Source organism: Winogradskya consettensis (assembly GCF_018332715.1).
Lineage (GTDB): Bacteria > Actinomycetota > Actinomycetes > Mycobacteriales > Micromonosporaceae > Actinoplanes > Actinoplanes consettensis.
The window spans coordinates 66,130-88,060 of the sequence record NZ_BOQP01000021.1; the positions used below are offsets into that span (position 1 = coordinate 66,130).

22 protein-coding genes and 1 pseudogene are annotated in these 21,931 nt (G+C 70.0%); 12 read left to right on the forward strand and 11 right to left on the reverse strand.

Going from position 1 to position 21,931, the window contains the following annotated elements; genetic code table 11:
- Positions 1-12: 12 nt before the first annotated feature.
- On the reverse strand, positions 13-1,440 hold the full coding sequence (locus Aco04nite_RS20445) for a DHA2 family efflux MFS transporter permease subunit (RefSeq protein ID WP_212998845.1): 1,428 nt from the start codon (positions 1,438-1,440) through the stop codon (positions 13-15).
- A gap of 62 nt (positions 1,441-1,502) precedes the next feature.
- Here Aco04nite_RS20445 and Aco04nite_RS20450 point away from each other — a divergent pair, with 62 nt between their 5' ends.
- Both Aco04nite_RS20450 and Aco04nite_RS20455 read left to right on the forward strand, forming a co-directional pair.
- Positions 1,503-2,942, forward strand: a complete 1,440-nt coding sequence (locus tag Aco04nite_RS20450) for an MFS transporter (RefSeq protein ID WP_212998846.1) — start codon at positions 1,503-1,505, stop codon at positions 2,940-2,942.
- 20 nt (positions 2,943-2,962) lie between these two features.
- The gene (locus Aco04nite_RS20455; protein ID WP_212998847.1) at positions 2,963-3,859 is read left to right on the forward strand and encodes an LLM class flavin-dependent oxidoreductase; all 897 of its coding nucleotides are present in this window, start codon (positions 2,963-2,965) and stop codon (positions 3,857-3,859) included.
- Here the strand turns inward: Aco04nite_RS20455 and Aco04nite_RS20460 are convergent.
- Complete coding sequence (locus Aco04nite_RS20460) at positions 3,837-4,613, reverse strand: SDR family oxidoreductase (RefSeq protein WP_212998848.1); 777 nt, start codon at positions 4,611-4,613, stop codon at positions 3,837-3,839. The genes Aco04nite_RS20455 and Aco04nite_RS20460 overlap by 23 nt on opposite strands.
- 103 nt (positions 4,614-4,716) lie before the next feature.
- Here Aco04nite_RS20460 and Aco04nite_RS20465 point away from each other — a divergent pair, with 103 nt between their 5' ends.
- Together Aco04nite_RS20465 and Aco04nite_RS20470 are read left to right on the forward strand one after the other, a co-directional pair.
- Positions 4,717-5,538, forward strand: coding sequence for a helix-turn-helix transcriptional regulator (locus Aco04nite_RS20465; RefSeq protein WP_212998849.1), 822 nt, complete (start codon positions 4,717-4,719; stop codon positions 5,536-5,538).
- A 298-nt stretch (positions 5,539-5,836) separates the two neighbouring features.
- Positions 5,837-6,814 carry a DUF6602 domain-containing protein gene (locus Aco04nite_RS20470; RefSeq protein ID WP_212998850.1) on the forward strand — a complete coding sequence of 326 codons (978 nt, stop codon included), beginning with the start codon at positions 5,837-5,839 and terminating at the stop codon, positions 6,812-6,814.
- Between the two features lie 67 nt (positions 6,815-6,881).
- Here Aco04nite_RS20470 and Aco04nite_RS20475 read toward each other — a convergent pair whose 3' ends face one another.
- Complete coding sequence (locus Aco04nite_RS20475) at positions 6,882-7,682, reverse strand: aldo/keto reductase (protein ID WP_212998851.1); 801 nt, start codon at positions 7,680-7,682, stop codon at positions 6,882-6,884.
- Between Aco04nite_RS20475 and Aco04nite_RS20480 the strand changes: the two genes are divergently transcribed.
- A complete protein-coding gene (locus tag Aco04nite_RS20480) occupies positions 7,681-8,406 on the forward strand; it encodes a helix-turn-helix domain-containing protein (RefSeq protein ID WP_212998852.1) in 726 nt (241 codons plus the stop codon). The genes Aco04nite_RS20475 and Aco04nite_RS20480 overlap by 2 nt on opposite strands.
- Before the next feature lie 25 nt (positions 8,407-8,431).
- Here Aco04nite_RS20480 and Aco04nite_RS20485 read toward each other — a convergent pair whose 3' ends face one another.
- Entirely contained in the window at positions 8,432-8,782 is a 351-nt protein-coding gene (locus tag Aco04nite_RS20485) for a DoxX family protein (protein ID WP_212998853.1), read from the reverse strand.
- 90 nt (positions 8,783-8,872) lie between these two features.
- On the opposite strand from Aco04nite_RS20485, the gene Aco04nite_RS20490 reads away from it, so the two are divergent.
- Positions 8,873-9,301 carry a MarR family winged helix-turn-helix transcriptional regulator gene (locus tag Aco04nite_RS20490; protein WP_212998854.1) on the forward strand — a complete coding sequence of 143 codons (429 nt, stop codon included), beginning with the start codon at positions 8,873-8,875 and terminating at the stop codon, positions 9,299-9,301.
- A 4-nt stretch (positions 9,302-9,305) separates the two neighbouring features.
- Here Aco04nite_RS20490 and Aco04nite_RS20495 read toward each other — a convergent pair whose 3' ends face one another.
- Complete coding sequence (locus Aco04nite_RS20495; protein ID WP_212998855.1) at positions 9,306-10,877, reverse strand: CocE/NonD family hydrolase; 1,572 nt, start codon at positions 10,875-10,877, stop codon at positions 9,306-9,308.
- A 97-nt stretch (positions 10,878-10,974) separates the two neighbouring features.
- Here Aco04nite_RS20495 and Aco04nite_RS20500 point away from each other — a divergent pair, with 97 nt between their 5' ends.
- The 3 genes from Aco04nite_RS20500 to Aco04nite_RS49665 all read left to right on the forward strand — a co-directional run bounded on the left by Aco04nite_RS20500 (position 10,975) and on the right by Aco04nite_RS49665 (position 15,829).
- A complete protein-coding gene (locus Aco04nite_RS20500) occupies positions 10,975-11,544 on the forward strand; it encodes a TetR/AcrR family transcriptional regulator (RefSeq protein WP_212998856.1) in 570 nt (189 codons plus the stop codon).
- A 68-nt stretch (positions 11,545-11,612) separates the two neighbouring features.
- On the forward strand, positions 11,613-14,603 hold the full coding sequence (locus Aco04nite_RS20505; RefSeq protein ID WP_212998857.1) for a glycosyl hydrolase 115 family protein: 2,991 nt from the start codon (positions 11,613-11,615) through the stop codon (positions 14,601-14,603).
- On the forward strand, positions 14,600-15,829 hold the full coding sequence (locus Aco04nite_RS49665; protein WP_212998858.1) for an SGNH/GDSL hydrolase family protein: 1,230 nt from the start codon (positions 14,600-14,602) through the stop codon (positions 15,827-15,829). The genes Aco04nite_RS20505 and Aco04nite_RS49665 overlap by 4 nt, the downstream gene beginning before the upstream one ends.
- Before the next feature lie 3 nt (positions 15,830-15,832).
- Here the strand turns inward: Aco04nite_RS49665 and Aco04nite_RS20515 are convergent.
- Positions 15,833-16,581 (reverse strand): annotated as a pseudogene (locus Aco04nite_RS20515) (SDR family NAD(P)-dependent oxidoreductase).
- Between the two features lie 87 nt (positions 16,582-16,668).
- On the opposite strand from Aco04nite_RS20515, the gene Aco04nite_RS20520 reads away from it, so the two are divergent.
- Positions 16,669-17,301, forward strand: a complete 633-nt coding sequence (locus Aco04nite_RS20520) for a TetR/AcrR family transcriptional regulator (protein WP_212998859.1) — start codon at positions 16,669-16,671, stop codon at positions 17,299-17,301.
- Here the strand turns inward: Aco04nite_RS20520 and Aco04nite_RS20525 are convergent.
- The 5 genes from Aco04nite_RS20525 to Aco04nite_RS20545 all read right to left on the reverse strand — a co-directional run bounded on the left by Aco04nite_RS20525 (position 17,258) and on the right by Aco04nite_RS20545 (position 20,487).
- Positions 17,258-17,590, reverse strand: a complete 333-nt coding sequence (locus Aco04nite_RS20525; RefSeq protein ID WP_280519361.1) for an ArsR/SmtB family transcription factor — start codon at positions 17,588-17,590, stop codon at positions 17,258-17,260. The genes Aco04nite_RS20520 and Aco04nite_RS20525 overlap by 44 nt on opposite strands.
- Positions 17,587-18,048 carry an SRPBCC family protein gene (locus tag Aco04nite_RS20530; protein WP_212998860.1) on the reverse strand — a complete coding sequence of 154 codons (462 nt, stop codon included), beginning with the start codon at positions 18,046-18,048 and terminating at the stop codon, positions 17,587-17,589. Before Aco04nite_RS20530 ends, Aco04nite_RS20525 begins: the two co-directional genes overlap by 4 nt.
- A 74-nt stretch (positions 18,049-18,122) precedes the next feature.
- On the reverse strand, positions 18,123-18,635 hold the full coding sequence (locus tag Aco04nite_RS20535; RefSeq protein WP_212998861.1) for a hypothetical protein: 513 nt from the start codon (positions 18,633-18,635) through the stop codon (positions 18,123-18,125).
- 107 nt (positions 18,636-18,742) lie between these two features.
- A complete protein-coding gene (locus tag Aco04nite_RS20540; RefSeq protein ID WP_244876148.1) occupies positions 18,743-19,393 on the reverse strand; it encodes a response regulator in 651 nt (216 codons plus the stop codon).
- Positions 19,390-20,487, reverse strand: coding sequence for a sensor histidine kinase (locus tag Aco04nite_RS20545; protein ID WP_244876149.1), 1,098 nt, complete (start codon positions 20,485-20,487; stop codon positions 19,390-19,392). Before Aco04nite_RS20545 ends, Aco04nite_RS20540 begins: the two co-directional genes overlap by 4 nt.
- Positions 20,488-20,562: 75 nt before the next feature.
- On the opposite strand from Aco04nite_RS20545, the gene Aco04nite_RS20550 reads away from it, so the two are divergent.
- Positions 20,563-20,868 (forward strand): DoxX family protein, encoded by a 306-nt coding sequence (locus tag Aco04nite_RS20550; RefSeq protein ID WP_212998862.1) that lies wholly within the window; start codon positions 20,563-20,565, stop codon positions 20,866-20,868.
- Between the two features lie 100 nt (positions 20,869-20,968).
- Complete coding sequence (locus tag Aco04nite_RS20555) at positions 20,969-21,817, forward strand: MEDS domain-containing protein (RefSeq protein ID WP_212998863.1); 849 nt, start codon at positions 20,969-20,971, stop codon at positions 21,815-21,817.
- Positions 21,818-21,931 lie beyond the last annotated feature (114 nt).

The following is a 21,931-nucleotide window of genomic DNA, read 5'->3' on the forward strand; positions in this document are numbered from 1 at the left end:
TCGGTGTTGCTGTCAGATCGCCGCGGCTACGGGCTCGGGGGCTTCGACGCGCGCCGCCGTGGCACGTGCCCGCGCCGTGGTCGTGACGAGACCGAGCGTCAAAATCGCGACCCCGCAGACAAAGATGATCCACCACGCGGGGTGCGACGCGACCGCGAACCGCAGCGCCGTGTCACTGCCCAGCCCCGACGCGACCACGGCCCCGATCACAGCGACCCCCAGCGAGCTCCCCACCTGACGGCTCGTCGACGCGATCGCCGCCGCCACCCCGGCCTGCGCGCGCGGCATCCCCGACACCGCAGTGTTCGTGATCGGCGCGTTGACCATCCCGAACCCGAAGCCGAACAGCACGTAACTGACCGCCAGCACCCACACCGGCGTATCGGCAGCCAGCCGGCTCAGCGGGATCATGGCCAGCGCGATCCCCGCCCCCGCCAGGATGAGCGGCAACCGCGGTCCGCGTGCGCCGACGATCCGCCCCGACAGCGGCGCGATCACCGCCGTGGTCAGCGCCATCGGCAACGTGTAGAGCCCCGCCTGCAGCGCCGACAACCCGCGCACGTCCTGCAGGTAGATCGCGTTGAGGAACAGGAACCCGCCGAGCCCGCCGAATGCGCACACCGCGATCAGGGTCGCCCCGGAGAACGGCACACTGCGGAACACGTTCAGGTCGAGCAACGGCTGCGCGCGGCGGTTCTCGTAGGGGATCAGCGTCGCCAGCGCCGCCGCCCCCACGGCGAAGCACCCGAGGATCAGCGGCGACGCCCACCCCGCGTTCGGCCCCTCGATGATCCCGAACGTCACCGACGCGAGCGTGACCAGCACCAGCACCTGCCCCACCGGGTCCAGCCCGCGCGGCTCGGCGGCCCGCGACTCCGGCACGAACAGCGCGGCGAGCACGATCGCGGCGACCCCCACCGGCACGTTGACCCAGAAGATCGACCGCCACCCCAGCCCGGCCACGAGCACGCCACCGAGCAGCGGCCCGGCCGCCATGCTCAGCCCGACCACGCCGCCCCACACCCCGATCGCCCGCGCCCGCTCCCGCGGCTCGGTGAACGTGTTCGTGATGATCGACATGGCCACCGGGTTCAGCATCGACCCGCCCACCGCCTGCAACGCCCGGAACGCGATCAGCCACCCGAGACTCGGCGCGAGGCTGCAGGCGAGCGACCCGAGCGTGAACAGCGCCAGCCCGATCTGGAAGACCCGCCGCCGCCCCACCCGATCGGCCGTCGACCCGGAGAGCACCAGCAAACTCGCCAGCACCAGCGAATACGCGTCGATCACCCACTGCAACCCGGACACCGACGAGTCCAGATCGACCCGCAGCGACGGCAGCGCGATGTTCACGATCGTGATGTCCAGCCCCACGATGAACAGGCTCATGCAACAGATCCCGAGGATCAGCATCCGGCGGCGAGGGGTGAGCTCTGTCATGCCGTCTTTGTACCTCGCCAGACCCTGCATAATGCATGTTTCCATCGGGTAGATCGCATCACATGACCACCTCTGACACGGGGACAGTGCGGACAAACGTGCCCGCACGGCTCGACAGACTCCCCTGGGCGCGCTGGCACTGGATGATCGTCATCGGCCTCGGGACCGTCTGGGTCCTCGACGGCCTGGAAGTCACCATCGTCGGCAACCTGTCCGGCCGGCTCTCCGAGGACGGCAGCGGCCTCGCGATCACGCAGAGCCAGGTGACCGGGCTCGGCGCCGCCATCTACGTCCTCGGCGCGTGCGTCGGCGCCCTGTTCTTCGGCTGGCTGACCGACCGGTTCGGCCGCAAGAAGCTCTTCATGCTCACCCTGGCCGTCTACCTCGTCGGCACGGCGATGACCGCGCTCAGCTTCAACCCGGTGTGGTTCTTCGTCTTCCGCTTCATCACCGGCGCGGGCATCGGCGGTGAGTACGCCGCCATCAACTCGGCCATCGACGAGCTGATCCCGGCCCGCCACCGCGGCCGCATCGACCTGATCATCAACGGCACCTACTGGGCGGGTGCGGCCTTCGGCGCCCTGCTCACGGTCCCGATCCTCACCCAGCTCCCGGTCGGCTGGGGCTGGCGGGTGGCGTTCGGCCTGGGCGTGGTGCTGGGCCTGGTGATCCTGCTGGTACGCCGTCACGTGCCGGAGAGCCCCCGCTGGCTCTTCATCCACGGCCGCGGCCAGGAGGCGGAACAGCTCGTCGACGACGTCGAACGGACCGTCGAACGCGAGGACGACGTCACCCTGGAACCGGCCGAGCAGTACATCACCATCGAGCAGCGCACGACGATCAGCTTCGGCGAGATCGCGAAGACGCTGTTCCGCCAGTACCCCAGGCGCGCGGGGCTGGGCCTCGCCCTCTTCATCGGCCAGGCGTTCCTCTACAACGCCATCACGTTCGGCTACGCCCAGATCCTGCAGACGTTCTTCGACGTCCCCTCGGGCAGCACCGGCTACTACTTCGCGGTGATCGCGGTCGGCAACCTGCTCGGCCCGCTGCTGCTCGCCCCGCTGTTCGACTCGGTCGGCCGGAAGATCATGATCACGGGAACGTACGTGCTGTCGGGCGTACTCCTGCTCGGCACTGCCTGGTTGTTCTCGGCCGGTGTGCTCAGCGCCGTGACCATGACGGCATGCTGGTGTGTCGTGCTCTTCTTCGCCTCGGCGGGCGCGAGCTCGGCGTATCTCACGGTCAGCGAGATCTTCCCGATGGAGACCCGCGCCCTGGCCATCGCGTTCTTCTACGCCATCGGCACAGCGGCGGGCGGCATCACCGGGCCGTTGCTCTTCGCCCACCTCGTCGGCACGGGCAGGACCGGCGACACCGTCGTGGCGTTCGTGATCGGCGCGGTCCTGATGATCGCGGCGGGCCTGGTCGAAGCGTTCCTCGGCGTCAAGGCCGAACGCCAGAGCCTGGAATCCATCGCAACGCCCCTCACCGCTCGGCAGTAGCGCGCCGGTATGGTCGCGTGATGGCCTCCCGCATCGGCATCCTCTTCGACCGTGACATCGCCCCCGAGGAGCTCCCCGGCTTCGCCCGCGCCGTGGAGGAGGCCGGCGCCGACGACCTGTGGGTGGTCGAGGATCTGTCCTGGCCGGGCTCGATCGCCACGGCGACGATCGCCCTCGCGGCGACCACCCGGATCAGGGTCGGCATCGGCATCGCCCCGGTCCCGCTGCGCAATCCGGCGCTTCTCGCCATGGAGCTGGCCACGCTCGCCCGCGTCTATCCGGGGCGGCTCGTCGCGGGGCTGGGTCACGGCGTACCCGAATGGATGCGTCAGGTCGGCGCCGAGCACAAGGGCAAACTCGCCCTGCTCTCGGAGACCATCGAAGCGGTCCGCGGCCTGCTGCACGGCGACAAGGTCGAGCTGACCGGCCGCGAGGTCACCGTCGACGGCATCACCCTGGTCCACCCGCCGGCCGAGGCCCCGCCACTGGTCGCGGGCGTGGTCGGCCCCCGCTCGCTGGAGCTCTCCGGCAAGCACGCCGACGGCACGATCCTGCCGGAGGGCTTCGGCCCGGCCCGCATCAAGGACGCCCTCGACGCGATCGCCCGCGGCCGCGCCACCGGCGACCGCCCGGCCCACGAGCTGATCGTCTTCACCTACCTGCGTATCGCGGAAACCGAAGCCCGGGCCGCCGAGGAGATCAGCGACGCCATCGAGGGCCAGGCCGCCTGGCTCGGCGTACCCCCGGCAGACGTCTTCTCCGTCCTCGGCCCGGAGTCAATCATCGAACCCCGCGTCACCGACCTCGAAGCCACCGGCGCCACCACCATCGTCCTGCGCCCCATGGGCCCCGACCCGCTCCCCCAGGCCCTGACCGCGTTGAAAGCTCTGGCGATCAGCGGCCCGGGAGGTTCTTGAGCGTCTGGGAGCGCTGGGCGACCAGGTCGGCGTACGTGCCGTCGCGTTCGGCCCAGCGGTGTTGCAGGACGCCCTGCACCAGAATCTCGTGGGGGGTCGGGGTCTGGCCGAGCTGTCCCATGACCTCGTCGAGGAAGTCGTCCAGGTCCAGGGCGCGCGGGTTCGCCTTCTTGTGCTCCGGCAGCGTGGCGACGGCCGGCGGGACCAGTTCGGTGACCTCGACGCCGGTGCCCTCGAGCTGCGCGCGCAGCGCCTCGGAGTAGGCGTGCACGCCCGCCTTGGAAGCCGCGTACGTGGCCATCAGCGGGAACGGCAGGAACGCGATGCCCGAGGTGACCGTGACGAACGTGCCCGCGCCGCGCGAGATGAGGTGCGGGGTGAACGCGTCGAGTACGCGGATCGTGCCGAGCAGGTTGGTCTCGACGGTGGTCTCGGCGGCGGTGAAGTGTGCCGGGTCACGCAGGTCCTCCAGGAGCATGACGCCGGACATCGTGATGACGACGTCCAGGCCGGGGTGGCTCGCGAGCACCTTGTCGCGGGCCCGTGTCACCGAGTCCGGGTCGGTGACGTCGATCTCGACGGTGGCGAACTCACCGCCGTCCGCGGCTGAGCCTTCCGGGGCTGGGCTTTCCGGGGCTGGGCGGCGGCCGCCGATGACGACCGTGGCGCCGGCGGCGGCGAAGCGGCGGGCGAGCCCCAGCCCGATGCCGGAGGTCGCGCCGGCGATGAAGACCGTGCTGTTCGTGATGTCCATGATCCCAAGGTCGCACCGGCCGCGGGGCGCAGGAAGGACCGTGCGGATCCGGGTAGTGGCAGGACCCCTGCTACGCGGCGCTGCCGGGACTAACCTCGGCGTCATGAGCGGCGACGACCCCACGAACCGGCTCGGCGCCTATCTCAAGGCGCGGCGCGATCTGATCTCCCCGGAGCAGGCCGGGATCCAGCCCGGCATCCGCCGCCGGGTCAGTGGGCTGCGCCGCGAGGAGGTGGCGCTGCTGGCGGGGATCAGCGCGGACTACTACCTGCGGCTGGAACGCGGCCGGGACAGCAACCCGTCGCCGCAGGTGCTCGACGCGCTGGCCCGGGTCCTGCAGCTCGACGACGTCGAGCGCCGCTACCTGACCGACCTCGCCGCACCCCGGCCCCGCACCCGCCCGCGGCGCCGGAGCGAGCACGTTCCCGCACGGCTGCACCATCTGCTGGCCGCGATCGGGGTGCCGGCGTTCGTCGAGGGCCGCGCGTTCGACGTGCTGGCGGCCAACCCCCTCGCCACGGCGCTGTCACCCCGCCTCCGCGTCGGCGAGAACAGACTGCGCTCACTGCTGCTCGACCCGGAGGAACGGGCGTTCCACGCCGACTGGGAACGCTCCGTCGCGGGCTTCGTCGCCGCGTTCCGGCAGAACATCGGCGAGTACGGCGACGACGCCCGGATCGTCGAGCTGGTCGGCGAACTGTCGCTGGCGAGCGCCCGGTTCCGTACGCTCTGGGCCCGCCACGACGTCCGCGAGCTGCAGGGCGGCTCGATGACGGTCCGGCACCCGATCGTCGGCGAGCTCACCCTGCACCGCGACAAACTTCCCGCCGGCAACCTGCTCCTGGTCCTCTACTACGCCGACGAGGGCAGCGACAGCGCCGAGAAGCTCCGCCTGCTGACCAGTCTCACGACTGCGGCAACCTAACCAGGGGAAAATGCCGATCGTTGGGAGCCACCGAACTCAAATGTGATCTGGAAGACGTATAAATCGCCGCGACGCTTCCTCATGATCTTGAGCGTTGGCCTGGTCCCAGACCCATGATTTAGGCGAACCAGTCGTGCATAGCCTCCCGATGGTCGTCGCACCGCAGGTAGCAGCCAAGGATGTAGTGCAGCCCTCACCCTAATGACGGTAATCCGTTTGGGTGATTATGACACTATGGGAACAAGCAGCTTTTATTTAACACATCCTGCGGTTATTAATAAACGAGGGCCCTAAGTCAATGAATGATTTCGACATGCGTTCCATGATTGAATCTTGGCAGCCAAAACCATCGGGCTCGGGGATGGATCGAGCTTTCAACGAACGATGCCACTGGATGGAACGCCGCCTGCTCTTACAAGCCGAATCCGCGATCGGAACGCGATCCTCAAACTTCTCTTCCGGAGCAGTGATCGAGGCTATTCTCAGGGACGAACTTAGCAATATACTTCCCCGTCGATACCAAGTGACATGCGGAATGGTCTCGGACCGCAATGGGCGCACCGCCGGGGATTGCGACGTCGTAATCTTCAATGACACTTGGTTCCCAAGCATCAAACAACGAGCTACATTAGACGACCGGCAACACGTCATGCCAATCGAGGGAGTCTATGCCGTCCTAGAGGTTAAGCAGACACTATCCCTAACAACTCTCGACGAGGCCATGAAGAAGCTCGTTATTTGCAAGCGGCTGGACCGTCCAGAAAATGCTACCAATCAGATAACAGAAAATAGACCCCTTGAGCCAGGTTCGCAGGAAATCGGCAATCCGCTCTTCTCGGCCATCGTCGCTGTTAAGCGCGATCACAGCACATCCCTCGAAGAATTGGTAAGCCGATTCATAAAAGTTAATCAAAAGTTGGACCGTAAGCATATGATTCAGTGCCTATGCATTCTAGGCGAGGCCTGCTACTTTTGGGGATGGGCGCAAGATGGCGCCAGCGAAGCTGGTCTCGCGAACTTCCGGGGCCTAGATCTTCACGAGCCATTAATACCCATCCAGGCTTCCCCCGACAGAGGAGAGCCTCCCTTGGGTGCTTTAATATCGCGCCTATTTGGCGAAATCAGTAACACCGTACTGGCAACCCCGTCGGACATCCCACACTACTACGGTTCAGGAAGAAACTATCAACCACTCTGGGGCGGCATTCCCCTGATACCAGCACCGCAACAGCGCGAGGAAAGCCATTTGCCACAGCCCTCTACCGGCGCTGAATAGTTTATTCAATTTAGACACTCAGACTACCCGAAGTGACTTCTTAAACAATAGGTATGACCCATAAAAATCAGGACCATAAAATTGGTATAATCGCGGCGCTGAGGTCCAGCTCGCTAGCCGCGATGTTCTCCTCGAGATGCTCCAGCGACCCGGTACCCGGGATGGCCAGGATCGACGGCGACGACGCGAGGAGCCGGGCGAGCTGGACCTGCGCGACGGTCACGCCGAGCCGGGCCGCCTCGTCGTCGAGCCCTTCGAGGGGATAGATCCCACCCCCGAGCGGGAAGTACGGCACGTACGCGATGCCCGCCCCCTCGCACACCTCCAGCAGCGTCCGGTCCGCGGTGTGCAGGTTCTGCACCGCGACGACGGGTGCGATCGCGCGGGCCTCGGCGAGCTGGACCGCGTCGACGTGGCTGACGCCCAGGTGCCGGATCAGCCCCTGCGCACGCAGCTCGGCCAGCACCGCGAACCGGTCGCTGATCGATTCGCTGCCCGGCGCCCCGTTCGCCCGCAGATACACCAGGTCGAGCCGGTCCACGCCGAGCGTACGCAGATCCGCCTCGACCAGCCCGCGCAGCTGATCGGCAGCCGCGCGCCCGGTCGGCAGCCCGTCCGGACCCGGCAGCGGCCCGACCTTCGTGGCGATCACCAGGTCGTCCCGGTACGGCGTCAGCGCCGTCCGGATCAGGTCGTTCGCCCACACCGTCCCCCGCCCGTAGAAGGCGGCCGTGTCGATGTGGTTGACGCCCAGTTCCACGGCGCGCCGGAGCACCGCGATGCCGCTCGCGGCGCCGGCCAGCCGCATCGCGCCGAAGCCGAGCCGGTTGACGGTCAGGTCCCCGCCGAGGGGGAAGGTGTTGGTCATGGCTCCCATCGTGGCCGCCACCCGGCGGCCGGGCGAGCGCGTGACAGCTTGCTGCCACACTGGGGACATGCAGGACCCCCAGGTCTTCTCGGTACGTGGTGACGCGGAGCTGATCGCGCGCGCCGGTCACCTGTTCCGATCGGCGCGGACGGAGTTCCTGTGCGCCACCCGGGACCTGAGGACGTGGCTGCGCCCGGAGGCCAGGGACGCCGTGCCGGAACGCATGCGCGCCACGGGCCTCGTCGTCGACAAGCTGCTCAGCCCGCTCGCCCTCATCGACGAGAAGACCCGGGACCACCTGCGACTGGTACGCGGTGCAGGTGCCCGCGTCCGGATCAGCGGCGCCCAGCTCCCCCAGGAAACGATCATCATCGACCGCCGCGTGATGATCCTCGCCGGCGCGGACGACCCCGCGGGCCGCGAGTACACCGTGACGACCTCACCCAACCTGGTCGACGGTGTCCGCTCGCTGTTCCGCACGATCTGGGACACCGCCGCCGACATGGACACGTACCTGCGCGGTGAGGTGCCCTACCCCGACTCCGACGCCCGGCTGGTCCTCGAGGCCCTCGGCGCGGGGCTCACCGACGAGTCGGCGTCCCGGCGGCTCGGGATCTCCCTGCGCACCTACCGGCGCCGCGTGGCCGACCTCATGACCGTCCTCGACGCCGGCTCCCGCTTCCAGGCCGGCCTGCGCGCCGGTGAACTGGGCCTCACCCGCTGACGGGACGCCACCACGCGCCGCGATGTCACCGTGCGGCGATCCCGAGGACCAGGGCCAGGACCGAGAGGACGAAGAACGCTCCCGGCATCGGCATGCCCTTGAAGTCCTTGGCGCGCACGTGGAAGCCCAGCGCGCCGCCGAAGTAGAGGACGAGCCCGGCCGCCGCGGCGATGCCCAGCGGGCGCCAGCCGATGCCGATCAGCAGCCCGGCCGCGCCGGCGAGGTTCAGCAACGCCAGCGGCACGAACCACGACTCCGGCACCTCGGTGGCCAGCAACCCGGAGGTGGCGGGCTCGGCGCGGCGGAGCTTGGCGACGGCAGTGCCGACGTTCGCCAGGGCGAGCACGACGGCGACGACGGTATAGGCGATGAACATGGAAGACCCCAAATAGTTGCTCTGAACAGATCGTTGGAAGCGTACAACGATCTTTACGCCACTACCATCCGGGTGGGGTAAAGTAATTTCGTGCTGACGACGAAGCTCGGTGTGCTGCTCTCCGGCCGGGGCGTGGTGGCCGGCGACCGGGTGCGGGACGCCCTGGCCGATGCCGGGCTGACCATGCGGTCCGCGTTCACGCTGACGCAGCTGGCCGCGGGCCCGGTCAACCAGCAGACGCTGATCGACCTGCTCGGCGTCGACCCGAGCGCCGTGGTCACCGTGCTCAACGAGCTGGAGGGCCGCGGCCTGGTCTCCCGGCAGCGCGACCCCGCCGACCGCCGGCGGCACATCGTGGTGATGACCGCCGACGGCACGAGGACCCTGCACACGGTCGAGGAGGTCCTCGACAAGACCGACGACGACCTCTTCGCCGCCCTGACCCCCCGCGAGCGCGACCAGCTCGAGCGCCTGCTGACCAAGGTCGCCGACGCCGACTCCTGCGCCGAGAAATACTGAGCCGCTACCGGAGCGGGACGTCCAGGTAGGAGCCGCCGGTGACGGTGATCGAGCGGTTCGGGGCGTTGTCGTCGTAGTAGAGCGGGTCGGTCGTGTCCAGGACCAGGGTGAGGGAATGGCCGGCCGGGAGGTCGTAGGCCGTCGCTCCCAGGCCGAGGTCGAGCGTGCGGGCCCCGCCAGAGGTAGTGTGCCAGCCTGCCGGGGCGTGGGTGATCAGCGAGGCCTTGCCGGCCAGATCAAGGTCGTACAGGTACGCCACCACGGTCCCGGTCGCGTCGGTGCCACTGAGGTTCACGTGCAGGCGCGGGATGCCCCGCAGCCGTGTGACCGACGTGGGGCGTTCGGCGGCCCAGACGCCGGCCCGGGTGCGGTCCACGGCGGGCAGCCAGATCCAGGGGCGCCGGCCGGTGAACGCCGCGGCGCCGTTGGTGAGCAGGACCAGTCCCCCGTTGGCGACGGTGTCCCGGTCGGTGGGCAGCGCCTTGCTCCAGCCCGTGGTGGCCGCGCCGCCGAGCAGGCCGGTGCCGTCGAGCGTACGGATCCCGCCGAGGCCGTAGCGGGTTGTCGCCGTGCTGAGCGCGGCCCACGTCGGGTACTGCTCGGCGGGGGCGTTCCACGGGGTGATCCGGACGGCGGGTTCGGCCCCGATGCCGGTGTCGCGGCCCGCGAGGTACTGGTCGAACCACCGGGCGAGGCTGGTCCACACGTCGTTGGGCAGGCCCGCCAGACCGGTCAGCTCGGCGATCGCGTGGTCGCCGGGGCGCAGTTCGAGGCGCTTCGGGCCGGTCAGGCGGTCGAAGAAGCCGGTGAGCTGGTTCGGTGGGAAGAACGAGTCGCCCCACGCGTTGGCGATCAGGACGGCGGGCGCGTTGGCGTTGATCTGGTCGAGATGCGTGGCCGCGGAGCGCGTGGACGCCCAGGTGACGACCTGGTCGACGTCGCGGTTCGCGGCGAAATCGGCCAGCTTGTCCGTGAGTTCCGCGCCGGGGTGCCCGAGCAGGGTCGCGGCGATGCCGAGCAGGTCGGCGGCCTGGCGGTGCCGCGTCTCGTCGCCGTAGAGCGAATACGCCAGGTCGGTCCAGCCGCTGAGCACGCCGACGGCGCGGATGCGGGGGTCGGTTCCGGCGCCGAGCAGGCTGATCCCGGCACCGTACGAGACCCCGGCCGCCCCGATCCGCGCGGGGTCGGCGTCCGTGTTCGCGAGCGCCCAGTCGATCACCGTGGACAGGTCGGCGAGGTCCTGCGGCCCGGCGGTGTCGATCTCGCCGCCGGACAGCCACCACCCGCGCGGCGTGTACGACACGACGACGTACCCGCGCGCGGCGAACGCCTGCGCCTGAGCCACGTACTCGAGGTCGTTGAGGCCCCAGCTCGACGGCATGATCGCGGCCGGATAGCTGCCCCGCGCGGCGGGCATGACGACGGTGGCCTTGAGCGTCACCCCGCCGCTCGGGATGTCGGCGAAGCGCAGCGCAGTGATCGCGGGGGCGGCGGTGGCCGGCGTACCCGGTGCCAGGGCCAGCGGGAAGAGCAGCAACAGCAGGGCGAGCAGGACGGTCTTGCGGCGTGGCGCCATGGGAACTCCCCGGAGCGAAGGTGGCGGCAGCGTAGGAGCCGGTAACGAGAAATTGAAGATGATGACATTCTCGTTACCGGCCGGTAACGTCCAGGCTGTGCTCTACGGTGCGCGCCTCTCCCGTCGCAGCGACGCCCTGCGCAACCGGACCGCGATCATCGAGGCCGCGAGTGCCGTCCTCGGTGGACCGGGGTCGTCGCGGCCGATCCCCGAGATCGCGCGCCGCGCGGGGATCGGGCAGGCGACGCTCTACCGGCACTTCCCGGATCGCAACACGCTGATCGTCGCCGTGATCGAGCACCACCTGGCGCAGGTGCGGGACGCAGCGGCCGCGTGCACCGACCTTCGGCCACTGCTGCGCGAGGTGCTGCACGCCCAGATCGCGATGCGCCCGCTCGTGCTGCTCGCCGAGCGGCTGGCCGCACCCGAGCGCCGCCGCATCGAGCAGCACCTGGTCACGGCGTTCGCCGAACCGCTGCGCCACGCCCAGCAGCAGGGGCTCATCCGCGCGGACCTCACCCCCGCCGACCTGCTGCTGCTCTTCACGATGGTGCGCAGCGCCGCCGAGTCCGCCGGCGACGCGGTCGCCGCCGCCGACCGCTCCATCGACCTGCTTCTCCACGGGATCGCACCGGCCGGAAGTTTCGGGCTTCAAGACCGACATTGACGTGGCTGAATATGGCCCTCTAGGTTGGGAAGTCCACCGAGGCCAGCTCCGAAACTTCCGGAGGCGCCATGTTCCGCTCCCTCACCCGCGCCCTGCTCGCCGCGCCCCTGATCCTCGCCATCACCATCGCCGCCCCCGGCGCGAACGCTGCCGTGAACCGGTCCGCTCAAGGCGAGGTGAGAGAGGACGTGAAAGGCGTACTGAAAGAGGAACCTGGCAGCTACGTCTCCGACCAGCCAGGGCCCGGCCGCTTCCCGCTCGTGGCAGGCGGCAGGGCAGCGCCGCTGGTGGTCAGCGCCGCCGACCACGCCGGGGTGATCCGGGTGGTGGACGACCTGCGGACCGACATCGCCGCCGTCACCGGCGTGACCCCCGCGGTGGGACACGACCGGATGCCGGGCGCCTCAGCGGGCAGCCCGGTCCTGGTCGGCACGATCGGCAAGAGCCCGCTGATCGACCGGCTCGTCGCCGCCGGCAGGCTCGACGTGCGCGGCATCGCCGGGAAGTGGGAAACATCCGTCGAGCAGGTCGTCGACAACCCGCTGCCCGGGGTCCGGCGGGCGTTCGTCATCGCCGGCAGCGACCAGCGCGGCACCATCTACGGCGTCTACGATCTGTCGAAACGCCTCGGGGTCTCGCCGTGGCACTTCTGGGACGACGTGCCCGCCCGCCACCGCGACGCCGCCTACGTCCTGCCCGGCCGGCACACCCAGGGCACACCCGCCGTGAAGTACCGGGGTTTCTTCATCAACGACGAGAACCCGGCCACCGGCACGTGGGCGCCCGGCTACTTCGGCCCCGGCAAGGCACCCGGCTATCCCGGCGGGCTCAACGCCGACTACTACGCCAAGGTGTTCGAGACGATGCTGCGGCTGCGGGCCAACTACCTGTGGCCGGCCGTGTGGGGGCGCGCGTTCGCCGAGGACGATCCGCTCAACCACGCCACCGCCTCGTTCTACGGCGTCGTGATGGGCACCTCGCACGAGGCGCCGATGATGCGGGGCATCGAGGAGTGGAACCGGCACCCGGCCGGCACCGGGGAGTGGAGCTTCCGGCGCAACGCCGACGCGATCAAGGCGTACTGGCGTGACGGCGCCCAGAGAATGGCTGACCAGAAGATCGAGGGCGTGATCACGCTCGGGATGCGGGGCAACGGTGACGTCAGCCTGCCCGACGGCGACGGCATCGACCTGATGAGCTCGATCATCGACACCCAGCGGCAGATCCTGCGCGAGACCGGGCTGATCGACGCGCCCCAGGTGCAGACCCTCTACAAGGAGGTGCAGCGCTACTGGGACAAGGGATACCGGCCACCGGACGACGTCACGGTCGTGTTCTGCGACGACAACTGGGGCAACCTGCGCGAGCTTCCCGACGCGTCGCTCCCGGCCCGGTCCGGCGGGTACGGCATGTATTACCACTTCGACTACGTGGGCGGCGGGCGCAACTACAAATGGGCTGACACGGTCAATCTGACGAATACGTGGGAACAGCTCGATCTCGCGTACCGGTCGGGGGTGGACCGGTTGTGGATGGTCAATGTGGGTGACCTGAAGAACGAGGAGCTCCCCACGCAGTTCTTCCTCGACTATGCCTGGGACCCGAAGGCGTGGCCGGTGACCCTGCTCGGCGAATGGGAACGGCAGTACGCCGCGCAGAACTTCGGCACCCGGCTCGCCGGTCCGATCGCGGAAGTGCTCGGCGAATACGGCCGGCTCCAGTCACGGCGTAAGCCCGAACTGCTCAACCGCCGCATCACCATCGATCCCGCCACGAAGGTCATCACCTACGACGACCAGGCGAGCCCGTTCAGCCTCACCGACTACGGCGAAATGGACCGGGTCACCGCGGAATGGCAGGCCCTGGCGGCCCGCGCGAACAGAATCAAGGTGCCTCAGGCCTGGGAGACAGCCTTCTTCCATCTGGTCGGCTATCAGGTCAATGCGACCGCCAATCTGTACGCCCTGCGGCGCGCCGAATTCACCAACATCCGCTACGCCGGGCAGGGCCGCGCCGCCACGAACGACCTCGCCGACGCCGCCGAGTCCTACTTCGCCGTCGACCAGGGGCTCAACGCGCGCTACAACACCGGAAAATGGCGCAACTGGCAGCTGCAGCCCAAAATCGGTTACGGCAATGTCGCCCGGTACGGCCCGAACGCGCCCTGGCAGCAACCGGAGCTGAACAACGTGGCACTGCCCGACGAGATCTACCCCTACCTGCAACGGATCGACGTGCCCGCCGCGGCGTCGATGGGGGTCGCGCTCGACGGCGGTGATCCGGTGACGCTGCCCGCTTTCAGCCCGTTCCAGGCCCAGCCCACGCAATTCATCGAGGTCTACAACAAAGGCACGACACCATTTGCGTACGCGATCAGCGCGGCAGCGCCGTGGATCAGCATCACACCGCGCAAGGGCACGGTGGACAAGCAGATCCGGGCCTCCGTACGCGTCGACTGGTCCCGGGCACCGCGCGGCGTGACGACCATACCGATCACCATCACCGGCCCCGGCGGCGCGCAGGTCGTGGTCCAGGCCCCGATCGACAACCGGGTGACCCGCCCGCAGGGCTTCGTGGAGGCCAACGGTTACGTCGCGATGGACGCCACCCACTACACCCGCAAGATCGGTGACTGGCAGCTGCTGCCGGGCATCGCCAAGACCGGCGACGGCATCAAGCCGCTCGGCGGCGACGGCGCCCGGCTTGAGTACGAGATGACGCTGACCAGCAGCGGCCCGGTCGACGTGACGGCCGTGCTGTCCCCGCGCAACGACCATCCCCGCTACGCGGTGTCCATCGACGACCAGCCACCGCAGACCGTGGACATCACCGCGGCGACCGGCGCCGACGACACCACGATGAACCGTCAGTGGGAACGCAACACGTCCGACAACGCCAACGTCACGACCACCACCCACCAGATCACCGGCGCGGGCCGCCACACGCTGAAGTTCTGGATGATCGACCCGACGGTGATCATGCAGCGTCTCGTCGTCGACACGGGCGGCGTCCACTACAGCTATCTCGGCCCGCCCGAGAGCAGGAAGGTGACCCGATGAACCGCCGCGCGATCCTCGCCACCGGCACCGCGGCAGCCGTCGCGGCGGCGTTCCGGCCCCGGTCCCACCCTCGCCCGGGCCGGCGCTGGCTGCCCGGCTGGGTGGCGATGCCCCAGCTCACCGAGCCCGGCAACCTGCCACCGGCGCCGTTCACCGCCCTCGCCGACACGACCGTGCGCCAGACCGTGCTCGTGCGGGTGCCGGGCGACCAGGTGCGCGTACGTTTCTCGAATGCTTTCGGCACCTCCGACCTGACCCTCACCGCGGTCTCCCTGGCCCGCCCGCTCGGTGGCCGTGCCGGAGCCGCCGAGATCGAGCCCGGCACGTCCCACCCGGTGACGTTCTCGGGCCGCCCCTTCGTCACGGTCCCGCCCGGCGCGCAGGCAGTCTCCGATCCGGTCGCCCTGAGCACGCCCGGGGTGCTGACGGTGACCACCTACCTCGCGACGGGCCAGCCGGACACGCAGATCACCTCGCACCCGGGCTCGCGCACCACGTCCCACCTGCTCAGCGGGGACCACCACGACGACCCCGCCCTGCCCGGCGCGACGCCCGTCGACCACTGGTACCTCGTCAGCGGCATCGACGTCCACACTGCCGGCGACTCCACCGCCACGGTCATCCTCGGCGACTCCCTCACCGACGGCCGCGGCTCGACCACCAACGGCAACGACCGCTGGCCCGACCAGCTCGCCGCCCGCCTCCCCATCGGAATCGCCCTGCTCAACCAGGCCGCCGGCGGCAACCGCGTCCTGCACGACGGGCTCGGGCCCAGCACCCTCGCCCGCCTCGACCGCGACGTCCTGGCGCTCGGCGGCGCCACCCGCCTGATCGTCTTCGAGGGCATCAACGACATAGGTACGGCCGCCGCGACCCCCACGGCGCAGCAGTCGGTGGGCGACGAGCTGCTGGCCGCGTACGACCAGATCATCACCCGCGCCCAGGCCCGGGACCTGCGCGTCTACGGCGCGACCCTGACCCCGATCGGCGCCAACACCAGCTACGACGACCCCGCCGGGCTGCGCGAGCAGACCCGGCAGCGGATCAACACCTGGATCCGGGCGAGCGGCCGGTTCGACGCGCTCCTCGACTTCGACGCCGCGGTCCGCGACCCCGCCGCCCCGCGCAATCTCCTCCCGGCCTACGACACCGGCGACCACCTCCACCTCAACCCGGCGGGGTACGGCGCCCTCGCCCGCGCCGTACCCCTCAGGCTGCTGCGCTGACCGTCAGACGCTGGTGTATCCCCCGTCGATGAACCACTCGGCACCGTTGACATAGGTGGCGGTGTCCGAGGCCAGCAGCAGCGCGGCCGCGGCGACCTCGTCGGGTTCGCCGAGCCGTCCCGCGGGCAGCACCGTCTCGAACATCTTCACGAACTCGTCCTGCTGGTCCGCGGGGGCGACACCGAGCAGGCCCGGGGTCCGGATCGGCCCCGGGCTCAGCACGTTGACCCGGAACCGTTCTCCCGCGCGTTCAGCGTCCAGCTGCGGGCGAAGTTGCGCAGCGCGGCCTTGGTCGCGCCGTAGACCTCCATGCCCCGGTCGGGTCGCGTCGACGTGCTCGACCCGATGAGGATCACCGATGCCCCCCGCGCCAGCAGCGGCATCGCCTTCTGCACCCCGAACACCGCGCCCTTCACGTTCGTGGCGAACATGGCGTCGAACTGCTCCTCGGTGATGTCCCCGAGCACCGCCGGCACCGCACCGCCCGCGTTCGCCACCAGGACGTCGATCCGGCCCGACCGCTGCGCGACGACCTCGTAGAGGGCATCGAGGTCGGCCAGGTTCCCCACGTCGCACCGCACCGAGACAGCTCGCGGCCCGAGCTCCGCGGCCGCCGCGTCGATCGCGGCCTGCCGCCGGCCGGTGATGAAGACCTGCGCACCCTCGGCGACGAACCGCCGGGCGATGGCCAGCCCGATCCCGCTCGCCCCACCGGTGACCACGGCCACCTTGCCGTCCAGAAGTCCGCTCATCGATCGCTCGCTCTCGTTTTCTTGAATGAGTCGTCCATAACGTAGGCGGTTATGGACGATGTCGTCAAGAACGCATAGACTGCGAGGGTGGCGAGGCCGAGAGAATTCGATGAGGAGCGCGTGCTGATCGCGGCGCGCGACCAGTTCTGGACGACCGGTTACGCCGGCACCAGCATGGATGCGATCGCGGCGGCCACCGGCCTCGGCAAGGGCAGCCTGTACGGCGCGTTCGGCGGCAAGCGCGAGCTCTTCCACCGGATCTTCGGCGACCACTGCGACGAGGCGGTCCAGCTGGCGAACCACCGGCTGAGCGGGTCGGACGAGCAGGCACTCGAGCGGCTCACCGCGTACCTCATGGACCACGCGGCCTTCTCCAGTGACCCCCGCCACCGGGGCTGCCTGCTGGCCAAGACCACAGCCGAGCTGACCGAGCACGACGAGGTGGTCTCGGCACGCTCACTGGGCGCTTTCCAGGCGGTCCAACAGGCCATCACCGCCGACCTCGAGGCCTGCCAGCGCAACGGCGACATCGACCCCGCCGCCGACCCGCGGCAACTCGCCGCCCTGCTGCTGGCCGTTCATCGGGGCATCGAGGCCCTCGGCAAGGCCGGGACCGACGAGGGCACCCTCCGGAGCATCACGGAGACAGCCCTCGCCGGCCTTCCACGCCCGGCCCTCAGTCCTGCTGAGAGCGCTGGATCGCCTCGGCGATCCGCTTGATCCGCTGGAGCCTGGCGTCCCATTCGGAGCCGACCGAGGCCAGCTGGGCCACCGCACGGGCGAGCTGGACGTCGTCGATCCGGTAGCGGCGCTCGCGGCCCTCCGGCGCGGCCCGGACCAGCCCGGCGCGGTCGAGGACGCCGAGGTGCTTGGCTATCGCCTGGCGGGTGACCGGGAGCTCCTCGGCGAGAGTGGTCGCGGTGCCGCCACCCCCGGCCAGGAGCAGGTCGAGCATCCGGCGACGGGTCGGGTCACCGATGGCGGACCACAGGTCGTCGTCGACCGTCACCGGTGGACCTTGAGGCTCTCGGCGTACGGCGCCAGACGGGGCATGAAAACGCCCCAGCCGTTGACATGATCCTGATAGGTCTCCTCCAGAACGGCGACCTCCCAGCCCATCTCGCGGAACCCGGTCTCGGTCATCCGCAGCAACGTCCCGTCCCCCGACGGCGCCAGCTCGAACGTCACCAGCAGCGAATTGCCCTCCGCGGCCGTCTCACCCGCCGGATGCGTCCACCGGAACGAGAACATCCGCGGCGGCTGCGCGTCGACGACGGTGAACGGCACCACCTTGCCGCCGGCATTGCAGTCACCGAAGACGATCTCGCCCTCCGACCCGGGCACGGGCTCGTAGCGGGCATCGTCCGGCCACCACCCGCGAAGATGCTCGGGACTGCTCACCACATCGAAGACGATCTCGGGCGACGCCTCGACATAGACCTCACGCTCGATGGTTCCGTTCTCCATGACATCCTCCTGCAACCTTTGGTTGCACATGACGATAGCCACCGCCACCGCATTGCGCAACCGAAGGTTGCACGTTAGTGGGAGGACACGGGCGGGCCGGGGAACGGGAACCACTCGACGGCGCGGAAGTCGCCGGTCTCCACCCACTCGTACGGCGCGCCGCTGACACACTGCGGGACCGACTCGGTGCTGCCGGGATCGAGCACCCAGCTGTAGCCGACCCGGTCCCTCCTGCCGTGGTCGTAGACGGTCATGCCACGGCGTACGCCCACCCACTCCGGAACGCTGCTCGCCGTGATGATCCCGGTGACCACAGCGACGTCGCCACCCACCACCAGGCAATCGATGGTGCCGGTCATCCAGGCGCCCTGGTCACCGAGGTAGTGACTGACCCGGAACGTGCCACGGACGTCGAGGCCGAAGCCGTGCGCGTCGAACGTGAAGCGGATCTTGTCACCGGCCGCGCGCCACAGGGTCGCGGAGCCGACCAGGCTGGCCTCGGTGGGCGAAGCAGTCCCTGCGGCCGCCGGGGCTGCGCCTGCGAACACGGCGCCGACGGCTGCCAGGGATGCGATCAGTCTTCTCATTGCTGTTCCTCCTCGTGGTGGGGACAGCAATCAGCCTCGCGGGAACGGCCGGCGCGAACCTCCCGCACAGCGGGGAACCGCCTCCCCCACGCGGGGGAGATCCAGTTTCAGCCGCCAGATCCCGGGACCACGAAACCTGACTCGTACGCGGCGATCACGGCCTGCGTCCGGTCGCGCGCCCCGAGCTTCGCAAGCACGTTGCCGACGTGCGTCTTCACGGTCTCGGCGCCGAGCACCAGCCGGCCGGCGATCTCCCCGTTGGACAGGCCCTCGGCCATCAGCCGCAGCACCTCACCCTCACGGGCGGTCAGCCGGGCCGGGGGCGTCGTCCGCCCGTACGCCGCCGCCATCCGCCGGATCGCCGCGGGGAACAGCAGCGATTCGCCCGCGGCGACAACCCGGATCGCCTCGAGCACCTGGGCCGGGCGGGACCGTTTGAGCAGGAAGCCGGAGGCCCCGGCGCGCAGGGCGGCGTACACGTACTCGTCGTGCTCGAGGGTGGTGATCATCAGGACCCTCGGCGGGTCCGGCCGGGTCTCCAGAAGGTGCCGGGTTGCCTGCAGGCCGTCGATGCGGGGCATACGGACGTCCATGAGGATCACGTCCGGACGGGTGCGCGACAGCAGCGGCGGCACCTCCGCACCGTCCCCGGCCTCACCGACCACCGTCAGATCGGGCGCGGCCGAGATTATGGCGGCGAGCCCGATCCGGACGAGCTCCTCGTCGTCGACCACCGCCACGCGGATCGGCGCGCTCACCACGGCAGCTCCGCCCTGACCCGCCACCGGCCATGCCGCGGACCGGCCTGGAGCACCCCGCCGTGCAACGCCACCCGCTCACGCATCCCGGCGAGACCCCGGCCGCCGCCGCCGCCTTCGCCGGTCGCCCGGAGCGTGTTCACGACCTCGACCGTGAGACTGCGCCCGGTCACCATCACCTCGACCGAGACCGGGCCCTGCGGATCATGGCGCAGCGCGTTCGTCACGGCCTCCTGGATCAGCCCGTACGCCTCCCGCGACACCGCCGCCGGGACGTCCCGCACCGGCCCGTGGGCCGTCACCTCGACAGGCAGCCCGGCGCTGAGCCGCCCGACCTGCGCCAGCGTGCGGCCTTCGCCGTCCCGTAGCAGGCCGAGGACCCGGTCGAGGTCCTCCATCGCCGCCCGCCCGGTCTCCTCGATCGCCGACAGGGCCCGCCGGGCGAATGCGGGATCACGGTCGAACAACTGCCCCGCGGCGCCCGCCTGCAGGACACTCACGGTCAGCGCGTGCCCGATCGAGTCGTGCAGCTCGCGGGCCAGCCGGTTGTGCTCGGCGAGGCGTACGGTCTCGGCCTCCAGCGCCGCGGTCCGCTCCCGCGTGGCCGGCCCCAGCAACGCCGGTGCCATCAGGGCGGCGAGGGCGCCGAGACCGGCCAGCGCGTACGCCGTCCCGGGCAGCACCGCCACCCCGAGCAGGATCAGCCCCGCCGCACCCCACCCGCCGGACGTCAGGATGAGCACCACCGCGCCCGGCAGCGCCACGAACAGCAGCAGCCCGACCAGCGCACCCACCGCCAGGTGCAGCGTGAACCACAGCGCGGACCGCAACCTGGCCTCCGCGTCGATATGCTCCGGCGGATCCGGCAACCGCACCCCGAGCAACGCCCGCCCCGCCGCAACCTGCACAGCCCGCGTCCCGCGCAGCAGCGGCGGCGCGCACCCGATGACCGCTGTTACCACGCTCAGCGTCACCCACACAGCCGCGGGCGTCTCGCTGTCGCGGGCCACCCGGACCAGTCCCCAGGTCACCATGGCGTACGGCAGGAACAGCACCCCGCCGAGAACCAGGTAGGCGGCTCGCCGGTACGTCACAGCGCTGACCAACGGTCTCAGGACATCGATGGGTCCACTGTAGGGGTTACGCGCTCACTTCGGCGCCGGCCCGGGGTGGACGCCGTCGTGGTGGCCGGCGTGCTGGGTCAGGCGGGACAGCAGGCCGCGCAGCTGTTCACGGTCCGCCGCCCCGAGCGCGTCGAGGATCGCGGCCTCCTGCTCGTCGGCGAGGCGGGTCGCGTCGGGGAGTGGGTGCCGGTTCTCGGCGCGGCCGCGGCGGCCGGGCTGGTGGTGTACTTCGCCTGCGCGGTCCAGACGCATCTGCTCGCACGGGATTACGGCTTCCAGTTCGGACTCGCGATCTTCCTGCTTGTGATGAACGCGGGCGTGCTCACCGCCCTCGTGAGCCGGACGGCCTAATCCTGCCGGGCGACACGGGATCCACCGGGAGTGTCAGTGACGCCGGTCACGTCGATCCGGACGTAATGTCGGGCGTCTGCCACGTCGAGGAAGGGCCCGGATGGATTCCATGCTGGTCGAGCGGCTGCGGCCCGGCGATCACGTCTGCTGGACGTACGCCACCGATGCGGAACGCCGCCGGCTGGCCGCCGCCTATGTCCGGTGCGGGCTGCGCGACCACCATCGGGTCGTCCACCTGGCCGCCGGGCCCGGACGCGACGAGGCCCTGGCCGATCTCGCCGCGGCGGGCATCGACGTCGCACCCGCCCTGCGCCGCGGCGACCTGCAGGTACTGGCCGCCACCGGCGCCTACCTCGACGACAGCGGCGCCTTCGACGCCGAACGAACCCACCATCAGTGGACCGAGGCCGTCCGCAGCGCACGCCGCGACGGGTACGCGGGCCTGCGCACCCTCGGCGACCTCACCTGGGCGGCCGGCGGGGTGCCCGGCGCTGACCGGGTCGGCTGGTTCGAACGCCAGCTCAACCGCGTCTTCGCCGACGGCTACGGCATGGCGGTGTGCACGTACGACCGCCGCATCTGCAGTCGTACCCTGCTCTCGGACGTCGCCCGTGCCCACCCCTGCACGGTGACCGCGGACCCGGCCGGGCGCGAACCGCTGCTCCGCATGATCCGCAGCGCTGCCGGCCTGCGCCTGTCCGGCGAGGCCGACCTGTCCAACCGCGACTCCCTGGCCACCCTGCTCGGCCATCTCCTCGAGGACACCGGCACCCGCCCCGTCGTCACCATCGACCTCGCGGACCTGCGCTTCGCCGACGCCTCCACCTGCGAACTCATCGTCCACACGGGCCGCGACGCCGGCGGCCGGCTGCGCACCATCGGCGCCCGCCCCCAGGTGCAACGCCTGCTCACCCTGGTAGGCGGCGCCCTCGTACCAGGCCTGCTCTAAAGCAGCGTCGCGCCTTGAAGAACCAAGGGCTCCCAGGCCGGGGCCCCGGCCGTACCGTGCTTCGGATCGACGCCGACGAACCGGGACCCGCCGATCCGCGTCACGGTGTGCCGC

What these genes read in the sequence shown, in the direction of transcription:
- Aco04nite_RS20445 (WP_212998845.1), bottom strand. Translation starts at nt 1,440, where the DNA reads ATGACAGAGCTCACCCCTCGCCGCCGGATGCTGATCCTCGGGATCTGT.
- Aco04nite_RS20450 (WP_212998846.1), top strand. Translation starts at nt 1,503, where the DNA reads ATGACCACCTCTGACACGGGGACAGTGCGGACAAACGTGCCCGCACGG.
- Aco04nite_RS20455 (WP_212998847.1), top strand. Translation starts at nt 2,963, where the DNA reads ATGGCCTCCCGCATCGGCATCCTCTTCGACCGTGACATCGCCCCCGAG.
- Aco04nite_RS20460 (WP_212998848.1), bottom strand. Translation starts at nt 4,613, where the DNA reads ATGGACATCACGAACAGCACGGTCTTCATCGCCGGCGCGACCTCCGGC.
- Aco04nite_RS20465 (WP_212998849.1), top strand. Translation starts at nt 4,717, where the DNA reads ATGAGCGGCGACGACCCCACGAACCGGCTCGGCGCCTATCTCAAGGCG.
- Aco04nite_RS20470 (WP_212998850.1), top strand. Translation starts at nt 5,837, where the DNA reads ATGAATGATTTCGACATGCGTTCCATGATTGAATCTTGGCAGCCAAAA.
- Aco04nite_RS20480 (WP_212998852.1), top strand. Translation starts at nt 7,681, where the DNA reads ATGGCTCCCATCGTGGCCGCCACCCGGCGGCCGGGCGAGCGCGTGACA.
- Aco04nite_RS20475 (WP_212998851.1), bottom strand. Translation starts at nt 7,682, where the DNA reads ATGACCAACACCTTCCCCCTCGGCGGGGACCTGACCGTCAACCGGCTC.
- Aco04nite_RS20485 (WP_212998853.1), bottom strand. Translation starts at nt 8,782, where the DNA reads ATGTTCATCGCCTATACCGTCGTCGCCGTCGTGCTCGCCCTGGCGAAC.
- Aco04nite_RS20495 (WP_212998855.1), bottom strand. Translation starts at nt 10,877, where the DNA reads ATGGCGCCACGCCGCAAGACCGTCCTGCTCGCCCTGCTGTTGCTGCTC.
- Aco04nite_RS20505 (WP_212998857.1), top strand. Translation starts at nt 11,613, where the DNA reads ATGTTCCGCTCCCTCACCCGCGCCCTGCTCGCCGCGCCCCTGATCCTC.
- Aco04nite_RS49665 (WP_212998858.1), top strand. Translation starts at nt 14,600, where the DNA reads ATGAACCGCCGCGCGATCCTCGCCACCGGCACCGCGGCAGCCGTCGCG.
- Aco04nite_RS20530 (WP_212998860.1), bottom strand. Translation starts at nt 18,048, where the DNA reads ATGGAGAACGGAACCATCGAGCGTGAGGTCTATGTCGAGGCGTCGCCC.
- Aco04nite_RS20535 (WP_212998861.1), bottom strand. Translation starts at nt 18,635, where the DNA reads ATGAGAAGACTGATCGCATCCCTGGCAGCCGTCGGCGCCGTGTTCGCA.
- Aco04nite_RS20555 (WP_212998863.1), top strand. Translation starts at nt 20,969, where the DNA reads ATGGATTCCATGCTGGTCGAGCGGCTGCGGCCCGGCGATCACGTCTGC.